Genomic DNA, 26959 nt, shown 5'->3' with positions numbered 1-26959 from the left:
TTTCAGTGATGATGTTTTATTGATGCACGCCTTTATCCAATGTACAAGCATTCAGCTTATGGAAAAATATCATGACTACGAACCGGAAGACTTTGTTTCTGATAAAGAATTTGTTGACTGGGTACGCTTCCCCACAGACACTTCGTCAGCAAAATGGGAACAGCTTATCGCTGAATGCCCGGAAAAGAAACTGCTGATCGAACGGGCCGCATTAATCGTTCGTTCGCTGGAACCGGTTGAAGCTGAAATTTCAAAGGACCGGCTTGATGCGGTATGGCTACGGATCGCGAAAAGCAGAAGATCAGCACCCTGGCGCTTGTACTCAGGTTTTATGAAGTACGCCGCCGTTTTTATACTGGCATTTTTGATGGGCTTGGGAGGCGCTTATCTGCTTAAGGAAAAAGATTCAAACTATACGGAAATATATACTGAAATCAATGTCCCGTACGGCGAACGGTCTGAAATCGTTTTGTATGATGGAACCAAAGTGTGGTTAAACTCCGGCACAACGTTTAAGTTTCCGCTTGTCTTTAAACCCGACCAACGACAAGTTTTTATCCGGGGCGAAGGTTTTTTTGATATCGCTTCAGACCGTGAAAAACCGTTCATTGTCAATGCACGACAAATGAACATTGAAGTGACGGGAACACGATTCAACATTTGCGCGTATCCCGACGACCCAAAATATTTTGCTACCTTGGAAGAAGGCAATATCCTCGCGACAAATACGCTTACCGGGGAGAAGTTAGATATGAGGCCCGGCGACCAGGCAATCCTCGACCTGGGCACAAAAACAATTTCTGTACAACCCGTTGATACGAAGTTATACACTTCGTGGAAAGAAAACATGCTGAGGTTTGAGAATGCCGAATTTGCCGAAGTGGTGAAAAAGATGGAACGGTGGTATGATGTGAAGATCACTGTTGACGCCACCCTGGATTTTAATAAACGCTACAATATGACGGTGAAAACTGAAAGTTTACGGGAGATGCTCCGCCTGTTGGCTTTTACAACACCGATGAGCTACGAAATTAATGAAGATCAGGTTTTCATTAAGCGCCCTTGAAAAAAAGGAAAGTGCAGCGAACACTTTCCTTTTATTCCATCATGCCGAAGCATGAAATTAGCTAAAAAACCCCCTGCAAATGGGCTATTTATTAACTAAGCAAGCACAAAGTTATGAAAAAAAATTGGTTAAACTGTAGGTGGCGTTATCGCCTCTTATTAAAATGGTTACGACTTATGAAGTTAACCTTCCTGATGATTTTGGTCTCGTTTGTGCATTTAAGCGCAAGCGTTTATTCCCAGCAAACCAAGCTGGATGTTTCCCTGCAAAACACCTCGGTCAGGGAAGTGCTGAAATATATCGAAGATCAGACTGATTTCTTTTTTCTGTACACCAATGAAGACATTCGCGCAGAACGGAAAGTAAGCATTGAGGTGTACAGAGGTTCTGTCGAAGATATCCTCGATAAAATATTTGAAGGAACTGATGTCGGGTACAAAATATCTGACCGCCAGATTGTTCTGATAAAAAAAGATGCCGGCGGGAATTTCCCTCAACCGATGCAGCAAAAAACGATCTCCGGAAAGGTGACGGATTCTTCCAACGCCCCGCTCCCGGGGGTAACTGTAGTTGTGAAAGGAACATCGCAGGGAACGATAACCGACGCAGACGGGCATTACCTGATTTCAGATGTGCCTGCCGGCGGCATTCTCGTTTTTTCTTTTGTAGGAATGAGGACACAGGAACTGGCCGTAAACAGCAGTTCTTCTATTTCGGTAGTGATGGAGGAACAAATGGTCGGGATTGACGAGGTAGTTGCGATTGGTTACGGAACACAACGAAGGGCAAACCTCACGGGAGCTGTAGCCATAATTGAACCAACCGATTTAAACTCCCGCCCTTTTGCTTCAACGTCTGTAGCGCTGCAGGGGATTTCTCCCGGTGTCACCATAACCACTTCTTCGGGAGCGCCTGGAAGTACAGGGACGATAAGAATCAGGGGGATCGGAACATTGAACAATTCCAATCCGCTCGTTTTGATTGATGGGGTTGAAGGTGACTTGAACGTGATCGACCCGAATCTGATCGAATCCATTACGGTGCTTAAAGATGCCGCGTCATCGGCCATTTATGGTTCCCGCGCTGCCAACGGGGTTATCCTTGTTACCACCAAACGTGCAAAAGGTGAAGATGTTAAGATCGGGTACAGTTCTTATGTCGGTTTTCAAAGCCCGACAAACTTGCCCGACAAGGTTAACGCGATTGACCACATGGAAATGATCAATTTGGCCCATGTGAACTCGGGGGCCTCGCCGCTGTACGCTGAAAGTCATATCGAAGAATACAGGCAGAATATGGATACAAACCCGGATCTATATCCCAATACAGACTGGCAAAAAGGCGTTTTGACAGGTTCGGGAGTGATGCACAACCATCATCTGACAATTAACGCCGGCGGCGAAAAAATTCGCTTTTTAACTTCATTGGGTTATCTTGACCAGAAAGGCATTATTGAGGTTTCAGGATACGAAAGGTACACGCTGCGGAATAACGCCGATATCCGGATCAATAATCAATTGCAGTTGAAGTTTGATGTCCAGTTCATCAAAAAAATAACTACTGAACCGGGCGGGGGATTGTCGGAAGTTTTCCTGCAGATGAACCGTATCCCTGCCGTACAACCGGGGCGGTACTCAAACGGTTTGTACGGAGAAGGATGGAACGGGAACAACCCCATTGCTTTTGCCAGCAAGGATGGTGGTTCGATGGTCGAAGAACACACCAGCTTACTCGGCAATTTCGTAATTAATTATCAGCCGGCTAAATGGCTCAGCGCTGAATTGCTGGCCGCCCCGAAATACAACGAATTATATAACGACAATTACAACAAAGCGATAACTACTTACCAGTTTGACGGTTCCCCTTTGTTTACACGACCTGAAAAAAGCACGCTTGCCAACAGGAGCATCCGTTCCTTGTATGGAAATTATTACGCATCACTTACCGCCAACCGGATGTTCAACAAACATGAACTGAAGCTATTGCTTGGCGCTTCGCTGGAAACATTCGACACCCGTAATTTCAGGGCTTTCCGCGACGACTTTATCTTTCCGCAATACCGGGTGCTTGATGCGGGGTCGCAGGAAAATATGCAAGCCAGCGGGAACGCATCCGAATGGGCGCTGCAATCGTTTTTTGGAAGGTTCAACTATGATTTCAAATCGCGGTACCTGTTTGAAGCGAATGCCCGGTATGACGGATCGTCACGATTTGCCAGGGGGTATAAATACGGATTTTTCCCTTCATTCTCTGCCGGTTGGCGTATTTCCGAAGAAAACTTCATGGAGAACATCAGGCATACAGTTAATAACCTGAAATTGCGGGCTTCGTGGGGAAGGCTGGGCAACCAGAATATCGGGACTTATCCTTTTGCATCAACACTCAACCTGAGCTCATATTCAATGGGCTCGCAGATTGTGACCACGGCGGCCCTAACAGATATGAGCAATGAATTAATCTCCTGGGAAACCTCGGAAATGACTAATATCGGCTTGGATATCGTGATCCTGAATAACCTTTTCTTCACTTTCGACTGGTACAATAAAATCACCTACGACATCCTTCTCGATCTGGACATTCCTTTAACAATCGGCTTGAATAAGCCGTTTCAAAATGCCGGAAAAGTAAAAAACACGGGTTGGGAAATAGGCGTTAATTATAAAGGAAAGATTGGTGCATTTAAATATGGGATCGACTTCAATATCTCGGATGTCAAAAATGAAGTGTTGGATTTAAAAGGGATTAGTCGTTCGGGCCTTACCGTGTCCAGGGAGGGCCATCCGATTAATTCTATTTACGCGCTGGAAGCAAACGGTTATTTTCAATCGGAAGATGAAATTGCGTCCCATGCAACACAAATCGGCGTACTTGCCCCGGGAGACATCAAGTATGTCAATCAGAACCCGGACGTGGACAACCTGATTAACGATGACGACTTTGTGATTATTGGCAGCACCATTCCGCGATACACTTATGGACTGAATTTAAATGCATCTTATAAAGGATTTACGTTTAATGCTTTTCTCCAGGGTGTTGGAAAAGCCGACGGTTATTTATACGGACGTGCCATACAACCTTTTTTCAGCGGGGCATCAGCCTATGAAGTCCATAAAAATTACTGGACACAGGACAACAGGAACGCGCCCTTTCCCAGGCTGACCTGGGGCGACGCGGGAAACAATTACCAACATTCCAGTTTCTGGATGAAAGATGCTTCCTATTTAAGGTTGAAAAATATCCAACTTGGATATAATCTTCCTTCACGACTGATTAATCCTTTGAAGTTGGACCATGTTCGTTTGTATGTTAATGGACAGAACCTGTTTACACTGGATAAATTCTGGCATGGATACGACGTGGAAACACCGGTAGGAACGGGAACAAACTACCCACTGGTAAAAATATACAGCGTGGGTATAGATGTTAGGTTTTAATGTAAAATGTAAAAATCGAATAAAGATGAAAGCAAAAATATACAACAGCCTGTTTCTGATCTGTTTTTTTACTGTTTTCGGATGTGAAGACCTGCTGGACAAAAAACCATTGGACAGTCCGTCCTCTGCTTCCTTTTACAATAACAGGACGGAAGTTGACATGGGATTATTCGGATGTTACGAAAGGATCGTTGACAGGATCGGTTTAAAGGGAGCCATGCCTTGGATTGTATCGCTGGATTGTACGGCTGACATAAACTGGAACCGCGATGCCTCACCTATCGGAACACTTGGAAACGGAACTGCATCGAGCGACAATGCATCCTGCAGAAATGCCTGGCAGGATTTTTATGCCGTCATTGCCAGAACAAATTTTTTACTCGATAATATCCATAATGCGGAGGCGACGGTTTCGGCCGATTATATAAATCAGGTAATTGGCGAAGCCCGGTTTCTAAGGGCGTACAGCTATTTTTATTTAACGGAGTTTTTCGGGGATGTGCCATTAATCACCCAAAGCATCACCCTTGAGGAAGCAGAAATGGAAAGGACCCCCAAGAATGTCATCGTGGACTGGATTTTGGACGAGATGGATGCTATTGTTCCGCATCTGCCCGTGTATTACGACGGAAACCTGACCGGACGTGCAACGAGTGTAGCGGCCTATTTTCTGAAAGCCTATACAGCCTTATGCAACAGCAGGTGGACGGTCGCAGCACAAGCGGCCAAAGCGGCGATGGATTTGGGACATTATCAGTTGCATTCCAATTACGCCAGCCTTTTCACTTACGATGGGGAGAACTCCCGGGAAATCATATTTGCCATGCAATACCTGAAAGGCGTCAAAGTTCATATTACTCTCCGGCAACTGGGATCCAGGCTGGCTGCAGGTGTTTCCAATGAAGTCCCGACACAGGCTATGGTCGATTCTTACGAATGTATCGACGGACTGACCATTGACCAATCGTCGTTGTACAACCCACAGAAACCCTATGATAACCGCGATCCACGCCTGCATATGAGCATTGCCGTTCCCGGAACCGTTTATCTGGGCATTCAGTTTGAAACACATCCGGACAGCTTGAGGGTGTGGAATTACAATGTATCGCCTCCTGCCCGGATCAACAATACTGATGCGACCAACGCTTTTGCCACATTTACAAATTATCTCTGGCGTAAGTGGACAGATATCAGGGATTTAGGAAACACCCAGCAATGTGACGGCGATATTATTTTAATGCGTTATGCTGAATTAAAACTCATCTATGCAGAAGCAAAAATAGAAGCAAACGATATTGATGATTCGGTTTATGAAGCGCTCGACGCGGTGAGAGCACGCGTGGGAATGCCCGCGGTACCGCGTAACAGCACCCAGACATATCTTCGTTCGGTTGTCAGGAGAGAACGGAAAGTGGAGCTTGCCATGGAGGGAAGACGACTGTTTGACATCAGGCGATGGCGGATTGCAGAACAGGTGATGCATGGACCCCGGTATGGGAACAGTAAAACAGCACTGCTTGTCAGCCCGCCTTCACTGGATCAAAATACCTCGCCTGATTATTCCAACATCCCCAATAAAGGTATCATGCGGGTGGTGGAAACCATGGTATTCAATCCGAACAGGGACTATCTGTGGCCTATTCATCCTGTTGAGCTTCAGACAAACCCGAAGTTGGTTCAGAATCCAGGTTGGTAAACTATAAGGTTTGTTTCAAAAATTGCATGTTCACTTAGAAGCTGTCACCCTGGAGATACTCCGGGGTGACATGTTACTAAAAATCAAAAACACACTATGTCATCATTTTTTAATCCCGACCGGAGGCGCTGGTTTATTGTAGCGATCATCTTTATCATCACTGTTTTTAGTTATGTTGACAGGCAGGTCGTTTCGATACTAAAGTCTATTTTGAAGGACGAGTTTTCGCTTGACGATGTCGGGTATGCTTTAATCATCAATGTTTTCACCATTTGTTATGCCCTGATGTACCCGGTTTCGGGCTGGCTGGTCGATAAGTTCGGCGCCCGTAAAATCATGTTCTGGGGCGTGATTACCTGGTCGCTCAGCTCCATTGGGAGCGGTTTGGTTCGTACCCTGCTCCCTTTTGCTTTTTTTCGCAGCATACTCGGACTGGCCGAACCAACCACTTATCCGGCACAAATAAAAGTAGTAACCAAATGGTTCTCCGGGAAATTGCGCGCTACGGCTAACAGCATATCGGTGGCCGGCGGTACCATCGGATCGGTTATTGCACCGCCTTTAATTGCCTGGCTGGTCATCTCTTTTTCGTGGCATGCCGCATTTATTATTCCCGGTTTGGTAGGTATTCTTGTTGCCCTGATCTGGTTTTTTGTTTACAAAGAACCGCCCAAAGGTTACGTTCAGGATACCATTTCGGCAGAAAGTTCTTCGGGCGAATCGCTGGCTTTTAGCTGGGGGCAGCTCTGGAGCAAAAGAAGTTTATGGGGAATTTTGCTGATCCGCTTTACCACCGATCCGGTGTGGTATTTTATTTTATTTTGGTTGCCCGGATTCCTGATGGAAGAATCGGGTTTGAGCCTTTCCCAATTGGGAATGGTTGGCTGGATTCCTTTCCTGATTGCAAGTTTGGGCGGAATCGCCTCATCGGCCTGGTCCGACTGGATGGTGCGGCGCGGAAAACCTGCCCTGCGGTCCCGTAAGATCATGCTCAGCTATGTGGCTTTCCTGGCCCCGGTAATCCTGATCCCCGATAGCCTGGGTGTGGCTGTTACCATCATCAAGTTCAGCATCCTGGCCGCCGTGGCTTTAAGCTGGATATACACCGGCAGCGTGCTGATTGCCGAAACCTTCCCGGTAAATAATGTGGCCAGCGTACTGGGTATCGCCGGAGGATTCGGGGCCGGAGGCGCTGTTATTTTCAATTACCTCATCGGCCAGTACATGACCAGTGTGGGGACTACCTGGATTTTTATCGCGATGGCCGTCCTTCACCCGCTGGCCCTGTTCATCCTTTGGAAAATGATACGTCCTGAAATTCCTAAAGAAGCGGTTTCGCTAAAATAAAACCACTAAAAACAAACAGATATGACAAAGTTTCGATTGAAAAACAAACTGTGGTTGCTTCTCTTTCTGCTGCTGATTGGTGAAACCGGTCAGGCGCAGAAAGATACCCTTTCGTTCCTGCACATCACCGACCTGCACACGATGTTCAACCTGGAAAATTACGATCCTGAGGTTGTTAAGCACCGGGAATATACCAGGGGGTACAAAAATGCAAACCTTTTTTTAAAACAGTTTATGCAAACTGTCCCGGAGAAAACCAACAGTGATCTGGTGATCGCCACCGGTGATCTGATCGATTTTTTTGATGCGAAAACACCGGGCGGAAAAACACTCGAATACCAGCTTGAACAGTTTGCCCGCTTTTTGGATGAATTTCATTTTCCCCTGTATTTGACCATCGGAAACCATGATCTTTTCTCCTTCAACTGGGGAAATAACCGGGTAATTCCCGACCAAAATCAAACCGGGCGTGCAAAGGCGGCGTGGATCAGAAACTTTGACTGTTTCAGAAACGGAACCTATTACAGCCGCACCTTTGAAGTGGGAAAAACAATGTACCGGCTGATCTTTCTGGATAATGGTTTTTACCAGTTTCGCAAGGAAGAAAATATCGTTAACCCCTACATCGACAAGCCGCAACTTCATTGGTTAAGGGCTGAATTAACCGAATCGGAAGACGACATCGAGATTATCCTGATGCACATCCCGTTTACTGAAACCTCTGCACTCCCGGAATCGAAGAATGAACTTTATGCCGAACTGGCGCAACACCCTTCGGTCAAACTGATTTTTGCCGGGCATCACCATAAAGGTGCTGTCATGCGGTTCGCGCTTGAGGGGAATCACGAACTGGTACAGGTGGGGAGCGATGCTCTGGTCAGCAGCCCGGAAAACTGGCGGTTGGTCCGTTTAACAGAAAACAACATCCTGGTTTCCGTCACGGGTAAAACCGAAAATGAACTGATAGTTCCCATTAAATAATCATCAGATAAACCACTAAAATCATAAAAATGAAACACCCTAAAATGTATTCCATCCTGATGGCGCTTCTCGTGGCGGGCTTCTCGTGGCAGGCAGGCGCCCAGGTACAAAACGCCGATGTGCATGAATTTCCCGGTTTCAAACAAATGAAGCTGATGAGCTACCGCTATAACATCAACATTCCGGATATTGACGGCTACCAGACACTGAAATGTGATTTTCACATGCACACCAGCTTTTCAGACGGCCACGTGTGGCCCACCATGCGGGTGATCGAAGCCTGGAACGACGGACTGGACGCCATTGCCATCACCGACCACATTGAAACGAAAAACCGGAGAAACAAGGACATCCTCCAGATCGATCTGAACAAATCGGGTGATATAGCCGTGGAGGCCGGTAAAGCAATCGACCTGCTGGTTATTCGCGGGGCGGAAATTACCCGGAAAAAACCACTGGGCCATATCAATGCACTTTTCGTTCAGGATGTCAGCAAAATGGATATCCCCGACGAACTGGAGGCCGTGAACGAAGCCGTCAAACAGGGCGCCTACATCCAGTGGAACCACCCCGGATGGCCCGACGACCAAAGTACTTTCTATCCGGTACACCAGGAATTGATCGCGCAGAGAAAGATTCACGGCGTGGAAGTGTTCAACGGATCGGAGTTATATCCCAAAGTGCTCGACTGGTGTGATGAAAATAACCTGGCATATCTGGCGAATACCGACCTTCATTATGCCAGCGCCAACTCGTACCGGGAGAAATTACACCGTCCGATGACCCTGGTTTTTGCAAAGGAACGTTCGGCAGAAAGCATCCGCGAAGCATTGTTTGCCGGGCGCACACTGGCGTATTTTTACAATCATCTGGCCGGAAAAGAAGAATTCCTGAAACAGATTGTTCAGAAATCGCTTTCGGTAAAAGTCATTAACGCCGAAAAAGGCACCATTGAAATCAGTAATCATTCGGATCTTACCTACGACATCCGGTTTGGCGATTACATGTATTCCGTTCCGGTGTACGCGAACCAAACCCTGCGTATTGATATTCCTTCAGGAACCGAGGTGACTTTTACCAACTGCCTGATCCGTCAGGATAAACAATTGACCATGAAGTTGTGGTAAGATTATTTAGTATAAACTGATAAAAAAGAGATATGGAAAAAGAGATAAAAACAATTATTGAACCGGAAAAGAAATTACCGGTACGAATGAATGTGGATGTGTTGGTAGTGGGTGGCGGCCCGTCGGGAATTATTGCCGCGCAAGCGGCTGCCGAAGACGGGCTGAAAGTAGCCCTGATCGAAAGCCGCAGTTTTTTGGGCGGTAACCTCACCATTGGGTTGCCCATCCTGGGTTTCCTCGGACAAAAAGGGAACCAGATCATCAAAGGCCTTCCGCAGCAGTTTATCGACCGGCTGGCCGCGCAAAATGCCGCGAGCGAACACCGGCCCTGTCCGTTGCACATGGGCATCACCCTGGTGGAACCCGAAGCAGTGAAAGCCGTTTCGTTCAATATGCTGAAAGAAATCGGCGTTGAAGTGATGCTGTACACCTTCTTTGCCGGGGTGATCATGGAAAATGACAAACTTCAGGGCATTATCATCGAAAGCAAAGCGGGCCGCGAAGCCATTCTGGCAAAAGTAGTCATCGACTGCACCGGCGATGCCGATGTGGCTTACCGCGCGGGCGTTCCCTGCGAAAAAGGAAACGAAAACGGCGGTATGCAGCCCCCTACCCTCATGTTCAGTCTGGGCGATGTGGATACCGACAAGCTCCGCATGAGCATTACCGAAGAACCCCGCACCTACCTTACCGATTTTATACCGGCCGAATACTTCGGACAAAACCAGCAGTACATTCTGGTTGGACTGCGAAATATTATGCAGAAAGCCAAAGACGACGGTATGTTGCTGCCTACCGAACGGACCATCGTGATTACCGGTCTGAAAAAAGGCGAAGCCTGGATCAACATGACCCGGGTAAACGGGGTGGACGGCACCGACCCGGTGAGCCTCACCGAAGGCGAACTGGTGGCCCGTAACCAAATCGACAGTATATTCAAATACTTGGTCAACTATGTTCCCGGATTCGAAAATGCCCGCATGTTGCGCACCGCCCCTTTCTTAGGCATCCGCGAAACCCGCCGGATTGTAGGAAAATACATTATGAACCAGGAAGATATTTTAAGCTGCGCCCGTTTCGATGATGCCGTGGCCGTGGCCAGTTACCCGCTCGATATCCACCATCCGGTGGGCGGCGGATGCACGCTCGAATGGAGCGGCGACTGTTACGATATTCCGTACCGTTCGCTGGTCCCGCTAAAAGTGGAAAACCTGTTGGTGGCAGGCCGCAGTATCTCGACGACCCACGAAGCCATGTCGGCCATCCGGGTGATGGCGCCTTGCATGGCGATGGGCGAAGCGGCAGGTCGGGCAGCAAAAATAGCGGTTCGCGATGGTGTGCTGCCTTCCGAGATCAATGTTGCAAAATTACAGGAAGAACTGCTTGAAAAGGGAGCTTACCTGCGCTGAGCATTTAATCCTCCCGCGAAGATATCGGCGTATGAATATTTTTGCCTGACGATAATGAATTTTAGTTCTCCTCCTGCCCTATCAGGTCCAGAGCAACCGAGAAGGCTTCGCTGATGTAAATGTCCTTTTGGATCGCATCTTTCAATAAATCGTTGGATTGGGCGGCCAGACTGTCTGTTCTGAATTTCCGGGAGTCGAAGGATGTTGTCCGAACCTCAAACGGAACGGAATCGGCAAACATCACGGTTTCGAGATCAACAATTAATTTTCTGCGTTTGGCGGTTTCGTCTTTAAATTGCAGATAATGAAGGCTAACAGGGCTGTCGTCCAAAACAGCCTTTAAGTTGTCATTTAAGCCGGCCATTTGCCGAAAATTTTCGCTCGCCTCAACACGGGATGAACTTAGTTGCATCAGGGTATCGATGGGCAAGGATGGAAACGGGGTATAAGCCAGGTCGGGAAAGATTGAATCGTTTTCAAGAGCAAAAGGCAGGTATGTTTCCCGGGAGACATACCTTTCATCGAGATTGGGTAAAACCAGGTCAGGAACAACTCCGGTTTTCTGATAGCTTGCCCCGGTAATCCTGAATATTTTTCCCACGGTTAGTTTGACAAAACCAAAATCCTGTACTTGTGTCCCGCGTACGAAACCATAACCGGGCCTGAACTGACTACCCAGCGGAAGGATAACTTGTTCAGAAGCCTTTCCAAATGTAGGACTGCCAACAATTACAGCCCGTTTATAATACTGCAGCACAGCTGCCAGTTGTTCCGCTGCCGACGCGCTTGATCTGTTTACCAGCACAATAACGGGGCGGTCCCGATTAAAAATCCGGCGATTTTTAAGGCTTCAAACTCCGAACCTCCCGGGTTATTCCGTAAATCGAAAATTAATCCCTCGGCCCCCTCTTCTCTCAGTTTTACAATTTCACGCAATACATCGCCCGAGCAACCTGCATTTCCGCTTGGGCCAAATTCAGTATAAAACTGCGAAAACCAAATGCAGCCCACCTTCTTATCTCCAAAAAGCATAAACGCAGCGCTCCTGTTTTGTTTGGTATCAAACACTCCCTTTTGGACAGTAATGGTATTTATATCGCCATTTGTTTTCCTTACCGTTAATTCGATCTGATCCTTCTCCAGGTCTTGCAAGACCTCGTCCAGCTTAAACAGATCGGAAAAAGTCATATCGAGCGTTTCCTGCCTGGGTATTTTCAATGCGACAATCACATCGCCCTTTTCAAGTTTCTTTGAATACCACAGCGGACTTTCGGGCAAAATCTGCGAGATCATTACCTCTTCATTCAGATTAGTCCCAAGTTCAAAACCAAAGGCATAATTTCGTTTCGACAGGTCTGATTCAAATTTTTCCTTGTCGTGATTGGAAAAAAAATTCGGAGCGCGGGTCATAACAGGAAGAGACCGTTTTCAGAAACGTGTTCAGGACAAAGTCTTCGAACCCGCCTGACGGCTCTAAAAGTTGACTAATTCGGCGTTTCTCACTGATTCTGAATTTGTTGACCACCATCGCGCCGGGTATCTGACTGTCGGAAAACGCACTGTCGCTGTCCGAAAGCATCAGTCCTTTGAGTATGCCGGACTTGATCCATTTTGTCCATCGCTCCGCCAGGGCAAAGTCATTGGCTGGTAGGATTAAAGAATCCGAAGTAAAAAACAAAAGCGAATCGTGTTCTGAAAAATCAAACGGTGCGTTAAAACAACTGTCAATTGCCTGATTGGCAGAAAGAAGCCGGTTATGGTACAGGTCCGTCACTTCATGGATAAAAGTATCAAGGACTCCCTGATTTTCATGACATAAAGAATTCCGGTAAGGTTCAAGCTGTCCGATTATTTCGCCGGTAAAAAGCAAACCATGCGGATCTAATGTTTTGATGAAACGATTAAAAATGGAATTTGAAAGTTTGGAATCGCGAACCTGCGGATGATAATGGTAGTTATTGAGCATTTGAAAGAGGGCTGTCACCGGTTTGCCCTTATCGCCCGGTTGTTGAGCCAGGGCGCCCAAACTGAGTAATACAAAGACAAGGATAAACCTGATTTCCTTTTTCATCGCTGTTTTCGCTAACTGGCTGATATGTTTCCATGAAGCATAGTTAAAGGTAAGCAAAATAATTATTAGCGAAGAAAAATATAAATCATAAAAAAGCGAGATCGCCGCACAGAGGCAGGCACTCCCGAAAACGGGATCACAGGGTTCTGATGTTTCCTATCCTGATGCCCCGGTACAATCGCCTCTTTACCGGTACTTGGTCAGCGGTCAATCTCGCAAAAAAGAAATAAAAATAGCCTTTTTTCAGGTAATTTGCCAATCAAATTTAGCTTCTTGTCGGACTCACCGGCAAATCAGTCAATTCATCAATCCGGACCATTCGTCCTTCTTCAATACTTTTGCGGGCGGCAATCCCGATTAATACCGACATGGCCCCGTCGCGGGTGCCGGCAGAATGTTTGTACGGATCGGCCATCGACGGATCTTTAAAGATCTTATCGTGCAAACGGGCATCTCCCCCGCCGTGTCCGCCGCGAACGCGGGGAACTTTGACCAGTTGAAGGTCGGGATTCCAGTTTTTCATGACCATGATCTCATCGTATTCTTCCGATTTTTCTTTTTCACCCTGGCTCATTTCCTGCGCATGCAGCTGGGCCTGGTTAATCATTTCCTGGCGTCTCCAGGGCAGCCCTTCCCACGAATCAATCCGGCCATCCATGCCGTTAAAGCCAATGGTCCAGCCTTCGTAAGGAGAATAGGTGGTTAACGAATAACTTACCTGCACGTTATTGGCATATTTTATCTGGACCGCCATTTTATCGTAAATATCAATCCGGTTGCGCCACAGACAGTTATCGCGAATGTAACCGTCGTATTTCTCGTTATTCACATACAGATCAACCATCCGTTTGTCTTTGGTGATATCCCAGTAAAACTTACACCGGTCGGTGTAGGCGCAGGAGCGGCAGTTGGCCCCTCTGAATTTGTTGTTGTGACCGTAGTGTTCCAGTTCGCCGTAAGCGGTAACCTCCATCGGATCCGAATCGATCCACCAGTTTAACAGGTCGAAATGGTGGGTAGATTTGTGCAGGAGCAAGGTTCCGCCCTTGTCGCGTTCGCCGTGCCAGCGACGGAAATAATCGGCCCCGTGGTAGGTATTCAGGTACCAGTGGAAATCGACCGATGTCAGTTTCCCGACTTCTTCTTTAGCCAAAAGTTCTTTCAGCCTGGTAAACTGAATGCCGTAGCGGTAGTTAAAGCCGACAGTCACTTTACGGCCGGTTTTGCGTTCAGCATCCAGAATGGCCTGACATTTTACCTCATCCGTAGTCATAGGTTTCTCGGTAATAATATCGCAACCCATTTCCAGTCCTTTGATGATAAACTCGTGGTGAGTCGAATCAACGGTGGTAACAATAATTACATCGGGCCTGGTTTTGACGATCATCTCTTCAAAATCAGTGAAAACCGGGCAATTAACGCCCATGAATTGTTTGGCAAATTCGAGTCGTCCCGGGTTATGATCAAACAAGGCAACATACTCGGTTTCGTTGCGGTAATTGTCAACAATGGTTTTTCCCCAGAAACTGGTTCCGCGAACTCCGGTTCCCGCCAGGGCGAGTTTCATTTTTTTTGCAGCAGGCCGGGCAAATGATTGCATCGGATTCGTTAAAACTGCGCCGGCCGTTACAGCGCCGGCTGTTCCCAAAAATTTACGTCGATTGAGTTTGTCCATATAAAATGAATAAAATTGGTTTGTTATCAATTTTTGTATTGAATATAGGGCCTTCTTATTACTTTTGATGAGAAATATGTCTATAAACACGTAAATTTGAGGTTAAAAGTTTCCTTTAACCGGATTGATTTTCAAAGTATTGGTACAAAATCAGAAACATATCAGGCAATGCGTCGACCGAATCCTCGAAAGCTCTGCCTTCAGTAAATCGACCGTAAACCGCGAACTGCTGAAATACCTGGTCCGGGCATCGCTGAACGGAGAGAATCCCAAGGAAATCCAGATTGCAGCCGATGTTTTTGGCCGAAAAATGGACGACGGGAAAGAGCTCAATATCCGGGTGTACATTCATAACCTTCGAAAAAAAATAAACGAATATTACCAATCGGAAGGCCGGAACGATGAGTTCGTCCTGGAACTTCCAAAAGGCGAATACCGGGTACAATTTCATTATTCACCCATCAGGCTGATCCGGAAAAAGCTGCTGTTAAAGGCCCCCGCAGCGCTGGCCATCAGTTTTGTTTTATTGCTTTTATCTGTTTTTACCGCGTTGTATTTTCCTTTTCGGACAACAACGATCGATTTTTGGAAACCCTTTACCAGAAAAGATTACCCGGTATTTTTGGTGTTGGGAGATCATTATTTCTTCCACAGCCAGGTTGCCACGGGAAGAGTAGGTACCGTCCGCGACAATCAAATCAACTCGGATGACGATTACGAACGGTTTTTGGAGCTAAATCCGTCAAAAATGGGCGAAATGGCCAAATCGGATATCACCTACATCAATAACCAGGCGCCGATCGGCTTATTCTACATCATGAATATCCTGGGGGGCGAAATGGCCCAAACGGTGATGGACTATTCTTCGCGGGTCAGGATGGAAGATTTCAGAGGACACCACGTTATTTTTATCGGTTCGTTTAAAACCCTCCGGTTCCTGGTTCCTTCCACGGAAAAAATGGGTATTAAATACCACATCGACAAGCGTACGCTGGAGTACCAGGTGAACGACTCCATCCTTGAGTTTGATAACCGAAGCGATAATTACCTGAATTACGAATATGCCAGCGTGGCCGGTTTTGTGACGAACGACGGCCGCCGGATTCTTTTTTTCCTGTGCGACAACGATATCGGCAACATTGCCCTGGTTAAATATTTTACCGATAAAGCCGGTATTCAGCCGTTTGAAACGGCCTTTAAAAAACTGGGGCGGGAAAATTTCAAGGGTGTTTTTGAGGTAAAGGGCCAAAGGCGCACCGATTTTGAAATTAAACTGATCAGGCTGGATGCGCTGCCCGATCATATTTCGGAAATCTGGCCTTAAGTTTCGAAAAAAAGAGGCTGCCCCGGTATGAACGATTTACACAGCCTCTTCGATCGGTTTGTTTCTTCGCACTTATTCGGTGATGCGTATCTCGCTTGACATTTCCAGTGCATCGCGGTAAACGGCGCTCACCCCGCAGTATTTTTCTTCGGATAATTTTACCGCCTTTTCCAGCTTATCCATCGGCAGATCTTTCCCCTTAAACTGGTAGATGACCTTCATTTGGTAATACTTCTTCGGGTGATCTTCAGCCACATCGCCCTCAACAATAATATGGAAAGCCTCGGGTTCAACTTTCATTTTTTTCAGGATAGAGATCACATCCATCCCGGTACAACCGGCCAGCGCGGTCAGCATAAACTTTTTCGGCCGGGGGCCCAGGTCGTCGCCGCCAGATTCAGTACCGGCATCCAAAACAACCCGATGACCATCCATCTCGGTTTCAAAAGACATGTTTTGTTTCCAGGCCAAATCAACGATATGTTTCATAACAAGCTAATTTTTATGTGTGAATGTTTAATTTTATAAGCGGATTTCGATGAAAAATTAAATATCGAAATATCTAAATAAATAGTTTGCAAATATAGCTGTTCATTTTATATTTAAAGTTAAATTTACCGTGAAATAATTTAAATCTTAATAATACAGGGCCAATGAGAAGTTCAATTAAACGACCAACCGAAGAGGAGTGTGATTTATCCGGATTCCAGCTTTTTAAAAAACTAACGAACCAGGAACTAGCCCAGCTCAATTATGATAAAACATGTTCCTTGTACAAAAAAGGGAGTATTATTTACCGGGAAGGAAGCCGGCTAACCGGTTTTTACTGCATCACGAAAGGTATTCTGAAAATTTTTAAAACCGGCATCGACGGCAAGGAACAGATTATCCGCTTTGCCAAAAAGGGAGAGATTGTGGCTTACCGCTCGTTGCTGAGCCAGGAACTGGCCTGTACCACGTCCAAAGTGATTGAGGAGGCTGTTTTGTGTCACATTCCCTATCAAACCTTGCTGTTTTTAATTCAAAACAACTGGGAATTTTCGCATCACATGTTACAGATTGTTTGCAAAGAGTTGCGCGAAGCCAATGATTACATTACCGATATTGCCCAGAAAACGGTTCGCGAACGTCTGGCCGAAATCCTGTTGCTGCTGAAAGAAAGTTTTGACCTCGATAATGCCAATACCCTCCAGATTTCGCTGACCAGGGAAGAACTGGCCAACATGGTGGGCACGGCCACCGAGAGCGTGATTCGCTTGCTTTCGGAGTTTAAACAGGATAAACTGATTGAGCTGCAGGGGCGGAAAATAAAGTTGCTCGACATTCATGCACTGACCAGAGTGGCGAATCTATAGATCAAAACCCGCTTCGGGGCGGTTTTTTATTTGCTGATCCAATCTTCCGGGTTAAGTTTTTGGTTTTCCTTCCAAACCTGGAATTTCAGGATGGTTTTGTTTCCGTCGGCCTGATCGGTGAAAATTGAGCCGATATCTTGCCTTACAGCCACTTTTTGGCCGGCCTTCACATACACCTCCTCCAGGTTGGAATAAACGCTTAAAAAGCTTCCGTGGCGGATAATCACGGCCATATTCCCTCCCGATACGGCAAACACACGGCTCACTTCGCCGTTAAACACGGCGCGGGCCTTTGTCCCCCGCTGGGTGCTGATGTCGATCCCGTTATTTTTTACCTGCACCTGTTTCAACACCGGGTGGGCATGCACCCCAAAGCGGTCAGTGATAATCCCCCGCTCCACCGGCCAGGGAATCCGTCCCCGGTTTTGCTCAAAATCTGCGGCAATTAACTTTTGCTCGGGCGTTAACTGAAACTCGCCTTTGCTGACCGATTTTTTCGTTTCCTCCTCCAGCATTTTCTGAATGGCACGGTTCAACTCGTCCTGTACCTTTTGCTGTTGCTGAAGTTTTTTGCGCAAGTCCTGCTGTTGCTTCTGCAGCGCAGTTATGTTCCGGTTTTGTTCGCTCTTTTCCTTTTCCAGCTTTAAATTCTCTTGTACTTTCCCGGTCAGCAACGACGATTTCTGATTTTTCTGCGCTTCCAGCGAAAGCACCTTTTTATCAATCAGGTCGCTAAGCGACTCAATCACCACCGCCTGGTTTTTTCGGTACCGGGCATATTGCCGCAGGTACAGAAAACGCTTATAGGCCTGGTTCAGGTTATCGGCCGAGAACAGGAAAATCAGCAGGTCGTAGCTGTTTTTGTTTTTCTGCGCGAAGCGAACCATCGACGCATATTCTTTTTTCAAACCGGCCAGATCGGCTTTTAACATATCCACCACAGCCGCGTTGTTGCGAATATAATCATCAATCACGCTTATTTCTGAATTGATGGTTTGGATTACCGTGTTGCGGTTTTGAATCTGACTGTTGATGAGTTTCAATTTATTCAGCGAAGCAGTTTCATTTTTCCGGGCTTCTTCGAGCAAACCCGAGGTCAGTTTAAGGGCCTGTTCCGCGTCATTTTTTTTCGCGCGCAGTTCTGTCAGCGACTGGGCTTGTACCGACCAGACTGCAAAACACAGAACCAGGCTGAAAAAAAAGCGCTTCATCTTCGTTTCGACTAATTAATCCGGCTATACTTTTCAGGAATACTGAAATTAATCTCCGGGTTTATTTCTGTTGAAAATTTACTGAGTTTCACTTTCATTTTCAAATTATTTTCAGGGCTGGTTAAATGAACATCGATGCTGCCCGGATATAATTGCCCTTCAACCCGCTCAAATTCATCAAAACGAACCTGCAACTTCCGTTCATTCATCACATCATCCAGGATCAGCAGCCTGACCTTATAGGTATTCGGATCGATGTATACCGACTCGACGATAAAATCATCCTCATCTGTTTTTTTCAGGTAACGGTCAATTTTTTCTTCCTTTCCTTTGCGGGAAATCTTGTCGAGTTTCCGGTTTTTGAACGATTGTAACACATACATGCCCGAATCGGCATATGACACGTAATCCCTGAAATCATTTTCGCGCTGATCGTCGCGGAAAGAAAACACGTCGTTGGCCAGGATGGCCTGAACGACATTAAAATCGAGCGTGGCGCTGATGAATCGTTCCAGGTAAGCGTAATTTGCCGTAAAGTAGGTCCGGTCGATGTAATTGATCATTTTAACACTGTCGGGTGTGAGTAACAAGCGACCCACCGGAATATTCAGTTTGCTGAATGAAATAAGAATATGATCGTCTTTTACCGATTTTAAACTGGCCCTGAAGGTGGTTTTACTGTCGGGGGTTTCGTATTGACAGGCAATGCGTTTGATATCCAGCCCGGCATAGTTATAAGTATTCTCTTCAATATTACGGATCAGTTTTCCGGCGCCGACCGGTCTTAGCTTTTCAACAGTCGTCAGTGTTTTCGGCGCTTTACACGAAGCCATCACCAACAAAAGCGCTCCGGCAAGCAACAGGCTGTTTTTTATAAATACGTTTTTCAAGGTTGTTGACTTTCAATATAGCGTGATTCTCTGATTTTCTGATCGAGCACTTCTGAACCCTCACCGAGATCTTTTGCTTTTTTCCAGTTTTCCATGGCTTTATCCTTTTCGTTGAGCATAAACAGGATGTCGCCATAGTGTTCGAGTAATACCCCGTTTTGGTCTCCCCCGTTTTCGAGGGCAGTCTCCATGTAAAATTTGGCCAGGCTGTAATTTTTCCGTTTAAAAAGTACCCAGGCGTGCGTATCGAGGTAAGTTGGATTACCCGGGTTTGCCTGAACGACCCGGTTGCTCAGACGCTCGGCTTTTTCGAGGCTCTCGCCCCGCACCGACAAGTAATAAGCGTAGTTATTCATGGCCATAAAATTATCCGGATCAAGTTTAATCACTTCCTCAAAAGCCTTAAACGCCTGTTCAACCCGGTTTAACTTATAATTGGCTTCGGCTTTATAAATTTCGAACTGAATTTTCAGCGAGCGGTTGTCCAACACATAGGCTTCGCCTTCTTCGAGAACGTCCAAAGCTTCCTGGTATTTATCGAGTTGGAGGGCGGCAACGGCATTTAAGGCATAAATGGCCGCATGGTTCGGAAAAAAGCCGATTGCTTCTTTACTGTCGGTATAAAGTCTTTCAAAATCAAGCAAATCATTGCTGATCAGCAGGAACTGCCACCAGATTTCGAAACTGTTTTTATCGGTTTCCAAATATTGGCGTAAAGCCTCACGGGCTTCTTCCAGCTTGTTTTGTTTGATCAGATGCTCGGCATAAATCGGGTAAATGCGGTTTTCATCGGGATAAACCTCGTGCAGAATATCCAGCAAGTCCATAATCTGTTCATTCGTCCAGTCTGAATTTGCCGGATCAGCGGTTTGCATCAGGTAATATTGCATTTTGGTATCCAGGTCGAGGTCTTCGTTTCCGAAAGCCTTTTTAATGTGTTCAAAAGCCTTTTCAAAATTGCTGTCTTCCTGGTAGAACCCGGCGAGTGAGAAATGCACGAATCCGTTATCCGGATCGATTTCAAGTATCTTCAGGTAATTTTTTAGGGCATTGTCACGATCTCCGGTTGTTTGGTACAACTCGGCCAGCAAACCGTAATACTGGGGTTCGTCGGGATCTGATGCAATCAGCCGGTTGATTTCATTGAACGCTTTGTCGGGTTTTCCCATCGACAGGTACACTTGTTGCTTGGCAACCGAAATCTGATCGACCAGACCCAGTTTGGCTTCCAATTCGTTATAGGCATCAATGGACTCCTGGTACTTTTCGGCCATGCCCAGCAATACTGCTTTCGAATACAGGAATTCCAGGTTTTCGGGATCTATTTTGCAAAGTTCGTTATACAAAACCGCTGCTTCGCTGTATTGCTTGCGTTGCTGATACACCTGAGCCAGCAGCAGCTTGTACCAATGGTTGGACCGATCAATCGCCGTGGCTTTTTCGAGCAGTAAAGCCGCGCTGGTCAGGTCCTTGTTCGCGTAATGGATATTGGCCATTTCAAACATCGATACCGCCGAATTCGGATCGATTTCGAGGCATCGGGAAAAAATAGAAACGGCATTGGTCAGATTTCCCAGTTTTTTTTGCTTCAAGCCTTCGATAAACAGGTATTCGAATTCGTTCTGCTGATCTTCTGTCAGCAGTGTTTGCTCTATTTTGTTTGGCTCGGGCGTTTTTACCAAATCTTTTTTCGAAACAGCACAGGATGCTGTTAACAAACCGATCACTAAAAAATATCCGCTCTTTTTAAAATTCATGCGAAAATATGTACGTTAATATCCTGATCGTTAATTTTTCCCGGTATGCCCGAAACCACCCGCACCACGCTTGGTTTCTTCGAGCAATTCCACATCCTGCCAGCTGACGGTTTCGTGACGGGCAATAACCATCTGGCAAATCCGCTCTCCGTGTTCAATTTTAAACTCTTCGTTTGACAGGTTGATCAGGATAATCCCGATCTCCCCGCGATAATCCGCGTCAATTGTTCCGGGCGAATTTAGCACCGTAATCCCTTTTTTCAGCGCCAATCCGCTTCTCGGGCGGATCTGGGCCTCGTAACCTACCGGCAACTCAATAAACAAGCCGGTTGGAACCAAAATCCGTTCCAACGGTTTTAAAACGATTGGCTCATCCAGGTTAGCCCTTAAGTCCATTCCGGCCGAATGGCTGGTACTGTATGCCGGTAACGGGTTTTTTGAACGATTGACGATTTTTACTTGCATAAAACGGTATTTTACAAACGGCAAAGATAGGGAAATATCCAAAGGCTTTGCCTTCATTTCAATCAATTAACAATATTTAAAGCTCTTCCAGAAAAAGTAATTGCTCCATAATTTTATCCGAGATAAACAATCCGTCGGCCGATAATTTATAGTTTTCATTTTCAACAATTAAATGACCTGTTTGGATATATGGTTTTGCTTCTTTTTTAAAATGAAGCAGCATTTTTTCATCAAAATTTTCGGCCAGATAGCGTGTTGAAGTACCCCAGGTGGTCCGCAGGGAGGTAATCAGATAGTCGTTGTACTGGTCCTGCCGGCTTAAAATCTCATGCTCCCAGTAAGGAGTGCCATTTTCGAAGGCTTGCAGGTATTTTCGCAGGCTCGACACGTTCCAGCGCCTGGTTTTCAAGTCGAACGAATGGGCCGAAGGTCCAAAACCCAGGTAGGCTTTTCGTTCCCAATACGCCTTGTTATGACGCGAATACAAGGCCGAACGGGCAAAGTTGGAAATCTCGTAATGTTCGAAACCGGCTGCTTCCAGCTTGTTTTTCAGTAATTTGAACTGTTCAAAACTCAATTCGTCGGGTAATTCCCTTATTTTCCCGCTTTTCAGGTAATCGTAAAAAACCGTCCCTTCGTGATAGGTGAGGTGATAGGCCGAAATATGCTGTACATCCAACGAAATGGCCTTTTCCACATTGAAATTCCAATCATCAAGCGATTGGCCGGGGAGGCCGTAAATCAGGTCAATACTGATATTTTGAAAACCGGCTTTCTGCGCGGTTCTGACAGATTCCACGGCCGTTTCGGCATGGTGCCGGCGGTTCATTCCTTTTAAATCGCGGTTGTTGAACGATTGCGTACCGATGCTTAAACGGTTTACCGGCGTTTCTTCTTTTAGCCCCGAAAGAAAGGTTTCGTTTAAATCGTCCGGGTTGGCCTCCAGGGTGATCTCGCAATCGCCGCTAACAGCATACCTGTCGGAAATCAATTGCAGGATTTCAGCGATCTCGCTGACTTTTAAAACAGAGGGTGTGCCTCCTCCAAAATAAATGCTTTCAATTTTTTCGTTTCTCAATTCCCGGTCCCGCTGAATCATTTCCTGTTTTAAGGCCGACAAAAAATCAAGCCGCGAAGCAAAATCGGTTGATTTGTAAAAATCACAATAGTGACACCTGGTTTTACAAAAAGGGATATGAATATAGATTCCGGCCATGATAACGATTCAAATAAAACATTTTACAACACACCGATGGCCCGACAGTTCAAACCAGGCAGTATTACATTTTGATCAGGTTTTCGTGCCCTTTCATATCCGAAATCACATTGGCAATACTGGTTTGCAAATAAAACTCCATCAATTGGGCGCGAACATCACTGAAACGCCCGTGTACGGCACAAGGTTTTCCGCTTTCGTGATGTACCGAACAAGGTTCGAGACTGATGAGGCAGTTGTGAAAGAAATCTTCGCCATCGATGGTTTTGACAATTTCGTACAGGCTGATCTCTTCGGCTGGTTTTCCCAGGCCAAATCCGCCGTTTGGCCCTTTTGTTGACGACAAGATCTTTTGTTTTACCAGGTTTTGCAATATTTTCCCAAGAAAAGGCGTAGGGATTTCCAGGTCTCCGGCTATTTTTTTGATCCCGATTTTTTCCCCGTTGTCGCTGAACTTCCCGAGGTAAATCAATGCCCGCAAGGCATATTTACAGGTATTTGAAAGCATAATCTTATTTTTTTAATTTCCACTGTTGGCTAAATGACTTTTCGGCAAATTCAGGAAGTTCTTTATGTTCTCCCAAAGTATTCTTCCCGAATATTTTCAATTTATTCTTCATGTCGCCGCTCAGGGCATCCAGCCGGCTGCGTTTCATAAAGGCATATTCATAGGCTTTCATCCCCATATTCCACATCAGGCCGCCGTTTCCCTGGTTGACCGCATCGCGGCGGTTAAACAGCAACAGCTTGTGCAAGGGTATTTTAACCGGGCATACTTCGGTACACTTTCCGCAAACCGAACAGGCAGAACTCAGGTGATTATAGTCTGAAAAACCGTTATAAAACGGAGTAATCACCGACCCGATTGGTCCGCTGTAGGTAGCCGCGTAGGTGTAGCCGCCCACGTTTTTATATATCGGACAAGCATTTAAGCAGGCGCCGCAACGAATACATTTCAGCGCGAGGTACTGATCGTCGTGCCGGTACAATTCGCTGCGTTTGTTATCCAAAAGAATCACATACATTTTTTCGGGCCCGTCGGTTTCACCGGCTTTCCTGGGCCCGGTAACAATTGAATTATAAACCGTTACCTGCTGCCCGGTGCCATGCGCCGCCAACAAAGGCCATAAAAGGCCCAGGTCCTTCATCGACGGGATAATTTTTTCGATTCCGGCAATGGCAATATGCACTTTCGGAAACGAAAAAGTCATCATCGCGTTACCTTCATTTTCGGTGAGGGCGATACCGCCAATATCGGCAATTAAAAAGTTCGATCCGGTTACACCCACCTCGGCCCGGGTAAACTTATTGCGAAGCAATTTCCGCACATAGGCTGTCAAAAATTCAGGCGTGCTTTTTTCCGGTGTATCAAACTTTTCGCGGAAGAGCTCAGCAATATCTTCCTTCGATTTGTGCATAGCCGGCGTTACAATATGATAGGGTTTCTCGCCGGCAATTTGCACGATATACTCACCCAGGTCGGTTTCAAGCGATTCCACGCCGATCTCCTCCACATGCTCGTTGAAGTCGATTTCTTCGGTGGTCATCGATTTGCTTTTTACCAGCAACTTCGCCCCGTTTTCTTTCAGGATCTGCTGAACAGCCCGAATGGCCTCTTTTCCGTCTTCGGCCCAAATGACCTCAGCGCCACGGGCGGTAATATTCTTTTCAAATTCGAGCAAATAATCAGGCAGCTTATTGATGGCCTGCTCTTTCACATAAGAACCTCTTTCGCGGGCCAGTTCCAGATCGGCATAACGCTTTTTACCCCGCTCCACGGCCTGATCGTACCGTGAAATATTAAACCGGATGGTTTCGCGGTGCTTTTTGTCGAAAGCCACCTGATCCGATTTTTTCAGGAAGTTCTTCTTTACAACAGCCATGATTTATTTGATTGGAATTTTATTGATCCTCCGGGAGTGCCGGCCGCCTTCAAATTCTGTTTTGATGAATGTTTTTACGATCATGATGGCTTCATCGTCGGTTATAAAACGGGCCGGAAGAGCGCAAATATTGGCATCGTTGTGCAAGCGGGCCAAGGCGGCAATCTCCGGTTTCCAGCAAATTGCAGAACGTATTTGCTGATGTTTGTTGGCCACGATGTTAATCCCGTTTCCGCTGCCGCACAGCGAAATACCAAAATCAAACTCGCCCTTTTCAACCGCGTCTGCCATGGGATGGGCAAAATCGGGATAATCAGAACTTTCAGATGAATACGCGCCGAAATCTTTCGTTTCAATCCCTTCGTCGCCCAGATATTTCAACACAACCTGCTTGCGTTCGAAGCCGGCATGATCGGAAGCCAATGCAATCTTCATAACAATTAATTTTATATGTGGCCAAATCTGTTTGTATGCCTGTTTCAGGACAAAAATAATACTTAAATGTATTTATTTGATTTTAATGAAGAAACTTTCTGAATTCTTTATTTTCCAGCAGGTAAACGGTCAACAGAAAAACGAAAAGTAATACCGCGTTCAACAGGTACGATCCCCGCGACGACTCCAAAGGCAGGAGCAACGCCAGAAAATACAAGCCCAGGGCCAGGATAAAATAAAAGGAAATCCGTTTGACCGGATAGTCGACCGGAAAATGCTTTTGCCCGTACACATAACACAAAGCCGTTTCAACCATAAAGCAAATCAACACGGCAACCGCCGATGCCATATACCCGTAAACCGGGATAAAAATAATGTTGATTGCCAAGCTGATCGCGGCGCCAACCAGGGAGAAATAGGCTCCAAAACGGGTTTTGTCGGTGAGTTTATACCAAAGCGAAATGGTGTAATAAATACCCAGAAAGAGGTTGGCCATCAGGATAATCGGGACGACTTTTAAACCGGAATAATAAGCTTCGTCAATGATATGTAAGGTTTTAAACAAATCGAGGAACAAACTGATCCCCAAAAATATAATCAGCCCGAAAATCACAAAGTACTTCAGGATGAGGGCATAACCCCGTTTATTGTTTTCGGACTTTACCTGCGAAAAAAAGAAGGGCTCAAACGCGTAGCGGAAGGCCTGGATGAACATATTCATCAAGACAGCCAGCTTGTAATTGGCTCCGTAAATCCCCAGTTGGTCCATGGGCCCCTGGTCGGCAGGAATTAATTCGGGGATTAAAATTTTATCGATGTTCTGGTTGACCATTCCGGCGATACCAACCACCAGGATCGGGAAGGAATACCAAACCATTTCTTTCAGCAAACGGCTGTCGAAGCGCAGTTTCACCCAAAGTTCGGGCAACAGCATCACAAAGGTTATCCCCGAAGCAATCAGGTTCGAAATAAAGACATAACCCACGCCAATCTGATCTGAATAAATCAGCCCGACGATATGGTCCGGATTGGTTTTCAGCAGGGCAGGGCAGATGCTTAAAAAGAAGACATTGAAAAAGATATTCGCGAAGATGTTGATCAGCTTTAAAACAGCAAATTTGATCGCTTTCGATTCAATCCGAAGCCGGGCGAAAGGAATGGAGGTAAAAGCGTCGAAAGCCATAATCAACGCAATCCAGCGGATGTATTCCGGATGGTTTTCATAATCCATCCAACCCGAAATGACATCGGAAAAGCTGTAAGCCACCAGCAAAAAGCTAAGCGAAGTAACAAAAAGCGAAATCAGTGAACTGGAATACACCAGGTCTTTATCCGCCTTGCCCGAAGCGTAGCGGAAATAGCCTGTTTCCATGCCGTAGGTTAAAATAACCAGCAAAAAAGCCATGTACGAATACAGGTTGGTCACCACACCATATTCGGCCGTCAGAAAGATATGCGAATAGTAGGGTACAAGCCACCAGTTGATAAAGCGTCCGGCAATGCTGCTGACGCCGTAAACGGCTGTTTCGCCGACAAGCTTTTTAAATGAGTTCAAAACGGGAAATTTTTTAAGCAAAGATAGCTATTCAGCCAGATCACGCTTTAAAAACAAAGTAA

The 26959-nt window shown here is 46.2% G+C and carries 22 protein-coding genes and 1 pseudogene; 9 read left to right on the top strand and 14 right to left on the bottom strand.

Annotated features, from left to right (window positions below; all coding sequences use genetic code 11):
* Positions 1-58: 58 nt before the first annotated feature.
* From ACOIT5_RS07585 to ACOIT5_RS07555, 7 genes are all read left to right on the top strand, one after another.
* The gene (locus ACOIT5_RS07585) at positions 59-1066 is read left to right on the top strand and encodes a FecR family protein (RefSeq protein ID WP_423129871.1); all 1008 of its coding nucleotides are present in this window, start codon (positions 59-61) and stop codon (positions 1064-1066) included.
* 176 nt (positions 1067-1242) lie between these two features.
* On the top strand, positions 1243-4500 hold the full coding sequence (locus ACOIT5_RS07580; protein ID WP_423129870.1) for a TonB-dependent receptor: 3258 nt from the start codon (positions 1243-1245) through the stop codon (positions 4498-4500).
* Positions 4501-4525: 25 nt separating this feature from the next.
* Positions 4526-6196, top strand: coding sequence for a RagB/SusD family nutrient uptake outer membrane protein (locus ACOIT5_RS07575; protein ID WP_423129869.1), 1671 nt, complete (start codon positions 4526-4528; stop codon positions 6194-6196).
* A gap of 96 nt (positions 6197-6292) precedes the next feature.
* On the top strand, positions 6293-7543 hold the full coding sequence (locus ACOIT5_RS07570; protein ID WP_423129868.1) for an MFS transporter: 1251 nt from the start codon (positions 6293-6295) through the stop codon (positions 7541-7543).
* Positions 7544-7564: 21 nt separating this feature from the next.
* Complete coding sequence (locus tag ACOIT5_RS07565; RefSeq protein WP_423129867.1) at positions 7565-8524, top strand: metallophosphoesterase family protein; 960 nt, start codon at positions 7565-7567, stop codon at positions 8522-8524.
* A 29-nt stretch (positions 8525-8553) separates the two neighbouring features.
* Positions 8554-9651, top strand: a complete 1098-nt coding sequence (locus tag ACOIT5_RS07560) for a hypothetical protein (protein ID WP_423129866.1) — start codon at positions 8554-8556, stop codon at positions 9649-9651.
* Between the two features lie 32 nt (positions 9652-9683).
* On the top strand, positions 9684-11060 hold the full coding sequence (locus ACOIT5_RS07555) for an FAD-dependent oxidoreductase (protein WP_423129865.1): 1377 nt from the start codon (positions 9684-9686) through the stop codon (positions 11058-11060).
* 61 nt (positions 11061-11121) lie between these two features.
* Here ACOIT5_RS07555 and ACOIT5_RS07550 read toward each other — a convergent pair whose 3' ends face one another.
* From ACOIT5_RS07550 to ACOIT5_RS07535, 4 genes and pseudogenes are all read right to left on the bottom strand, one after another.
* Positions 11122-11661 carry a carboxy terminal-processing peptidase gene (locus ACOIT5_RS07550; protein ID WP_423130609.1) on the bottom strand — a complete coding sequence of 180 codons (540 nt, stop codon included), beginning with the start codon at positions 11659-11661 and terminating at the stop codon, positions 11122-11124.
* Positions 11656-12092: pseudogene (locus tag ACOIT5_RS07545) on the bottom strand (S41 family peptidase); the annotation flags it as partial. The gene ACOIT5_RS07550 and the pseudogene ACOIT5_RS07545, both read right to left, overlap by 6 nt.
* Before the next feature lie 328 nt (positions 12093-12420).
* Positions 12421-13131, bottom strand: coding sequence for a hypothetical protein (locus tag ACOIT5_RS07540; RefSeq protein ID WP_423129864.1), 711 nt, complete (start codon positions 13129-13131; stop codon positions 12421-12423).
* A gap of 265 nt (positions 13132-13396) precedes the next feature.
* Positions 13397-14806, bottom strand: a complete 1410-nt coding sequence (locus tag ACOIT5_RS07535) for a Gfo/Idh/MocA family protein (RefSeq protein ID WP_423129863.1) — start codon at positions 14804-14806, stop codon at positions 13397-13399.
* Between the two features lie 139 nt (positions 14807-14945).
* Between ACOIT5_RS07535 and ACOIT5_RS07530 the strand changes: the two genes are divergently transcribed.
* Positions 14946-16130: a helix-turn-helix domain-containing protein gene (locus tag ACOIT5_RS07530; RefSeq protein ID WP_423129862.1), complete on the top strand. Its 1185-nt coding sequence runs from the start codon at positions 14946-14948 to the stop codon at positions 16128-16130.
* Between the two features lie 72 nt (positions 16131-16202).
* Here the strand turns inward: ACOIT5_RS07530 and ACOIT5_RS07525 are convergent, their stop codons facing one another.
* On the bottom strand, positions 16203-16619 hold the full coding sequence (locus tag ACOIT5_RS07525) for an OsmC family protein (RefSeq protein ID WP_423129861.1): 417 nt from the start codon (positions 16617-16619) through the stop codon (positions 16203-16205).
* Between the two features lie 164 nt (positions 16620-16783).
* Between ACOIT5_RS07525 and ACOIT5_RS07520 the strand changes: the two genes are divergently transcribed.
* Positions 16784-17485, top strand: coding sequence for a Crp/Fnr family transcriptional regulator (locus tag ACOIT5_RS07520; RefSeq protein ID WP_423129860.1), 702 nt, complete (start codon positions 16784-16786; stop codon positions 17483-17485).
* Between the two features lie 26 nt (positions 17486-17511).
* Here the strand turns inward: ACOIT5_RS07520 and ACOIT5_RS07515 are convergent, their stop codons facing one another.
* The 9 genes from ACOIT5_RS07515 to ACOIT5_RS07475 all read right to left on the bottom strand — a co-directional run bounded on the left by ACOIT5_RS07515 (position 17512) and on the right by ACOIT5_RS07475 (position 26897).
* Positions 17512-18696, bottom strand: coding sequence for a murein hydrolase activator EnvC family protein (locus tag ACOIT5_RS07515; RefSeq protein WP_423129859.1), 1185 nt, complete (start codon positions 18694-18696; stop codon positions 17512-17514).
* Positions 18697-18707: 11 nt separating this feature from the next.
* Positions 18708-19586 carry a DUF4292 domain-containing protein gene (locus ACOIT5_RS07510; RefSeq protein ID WP_423129858.1) on the bottom strand — a complete coding sequence of 293 codons (879 nt, stop codon included), beginning with the start codon at positions 19584-19586 and terminating at the stop codon, positions 18708-18710.
* On the bottom strand, positions 19583-21343 hold the full coding sequence (locus tag ACOIT5_RS07505; protein ID WP_423129857.1) for a tetratricopeptide repeat protein: 1761 nt from the start codon (positions 21341-21343) through the stop codon (positions 19583-19585). Before ACOIT5_RS07505 ends, ACOIT5_RS07510 begins: the two co-directional genes overlap by 4 nt.
* Before the next feature lie 30 nt (positions 21344-21373).
* A complete protein-coding gene (gene dut / locus ACOIT5_RS07500) occupies positions 21374-21808 on the bottom strand; it encodes a dUTP diphosphatase (RefSeq protein ID WP_423129856.1) in 435 nt (144 codons plus the stop codon).
* A 76-nt stretch (positions 21809-21884) separates the two neighbouring features.
* Positions 21885-23024 carry a radical SAM family heme chaperone HemW gene (gene hemW, locus ACOIT5_RS07495; RefSeq protein ID WP_423129854.1) on the bottom strand — a complete coding sequence of 380 codons (1140 nt, stop codon included), beginning with the start codon at positions 23022-23024 and terminating at the stop codon, positions 21885-21887.
* Positions 23025-23088: 64 nt separating this feature from the next.
* Positions 23089-23532, bottom strand: coding sequence for an RrF2 family transcriptional regulator (locus ACOIT5_RS07490; protein WP_423129853.1), 444 nt, complete (start codon positions 23530-23532; stop codon positions 23089-23091).
* A gap of 4 nt (positions 23533-23536) precedes the next feature.
* Positions 23537-24907: a LutB/LldF family L-lactate oxidation iron-sulfur protein gene (locus ACOIT5_RS07485; protein WP_423129852.1), complete on the bottom strand. Its 1371-nt coding sequence runs from the start codon at positions 24905-24907 to the stop codon at positions 23537-23539.
* Positions 24908-24910: 3 nt separating this feature from the next.
* Complete coding sequence (rpiB, locus tag ACOIT5_RS07480; protein ID WP_423129851.1) at positions 24911-25342, bottom strand: ribose 5-phosphate isomerase B; 432 nt, start codon at positions 25340-25342, stop codon at positions 24911-24913.
* Between the two features lie 82 nt (positions 25343-25424).
* The gene (locus ACOIT5_RS07475; RefSeq protein WP_423129850.1) at positions 25425-26897 is read right to left on the bottom strand and encodes a lipopolysaccharide biosynthesis protein; all 1473 of its coding nucleotides are present in this window, start codon (positions 26895-26897) and stop codon (positions 25425-25427) included.
* Between the last annotated feature and the right edge of the window lie 62 nt (positions 26898-26959).

Origin of the sequence: Gaoshiqia hydrogeniformans (assembly GCF_049347105.1) — a bacterium.
In the GTDB taxonomy this organism is placed as follows: Bacteria; Bacteroidota; Bacteroidia; order Bacteroidales; family Prolixibacteraceae; genus Gaoshiqia; species Gaoshiqia hydrogeniformans.
Note: the sequence above shows the minus strand (reverse complement) of the source record. Positions and strands in the feature narration are given on the sequence as shown.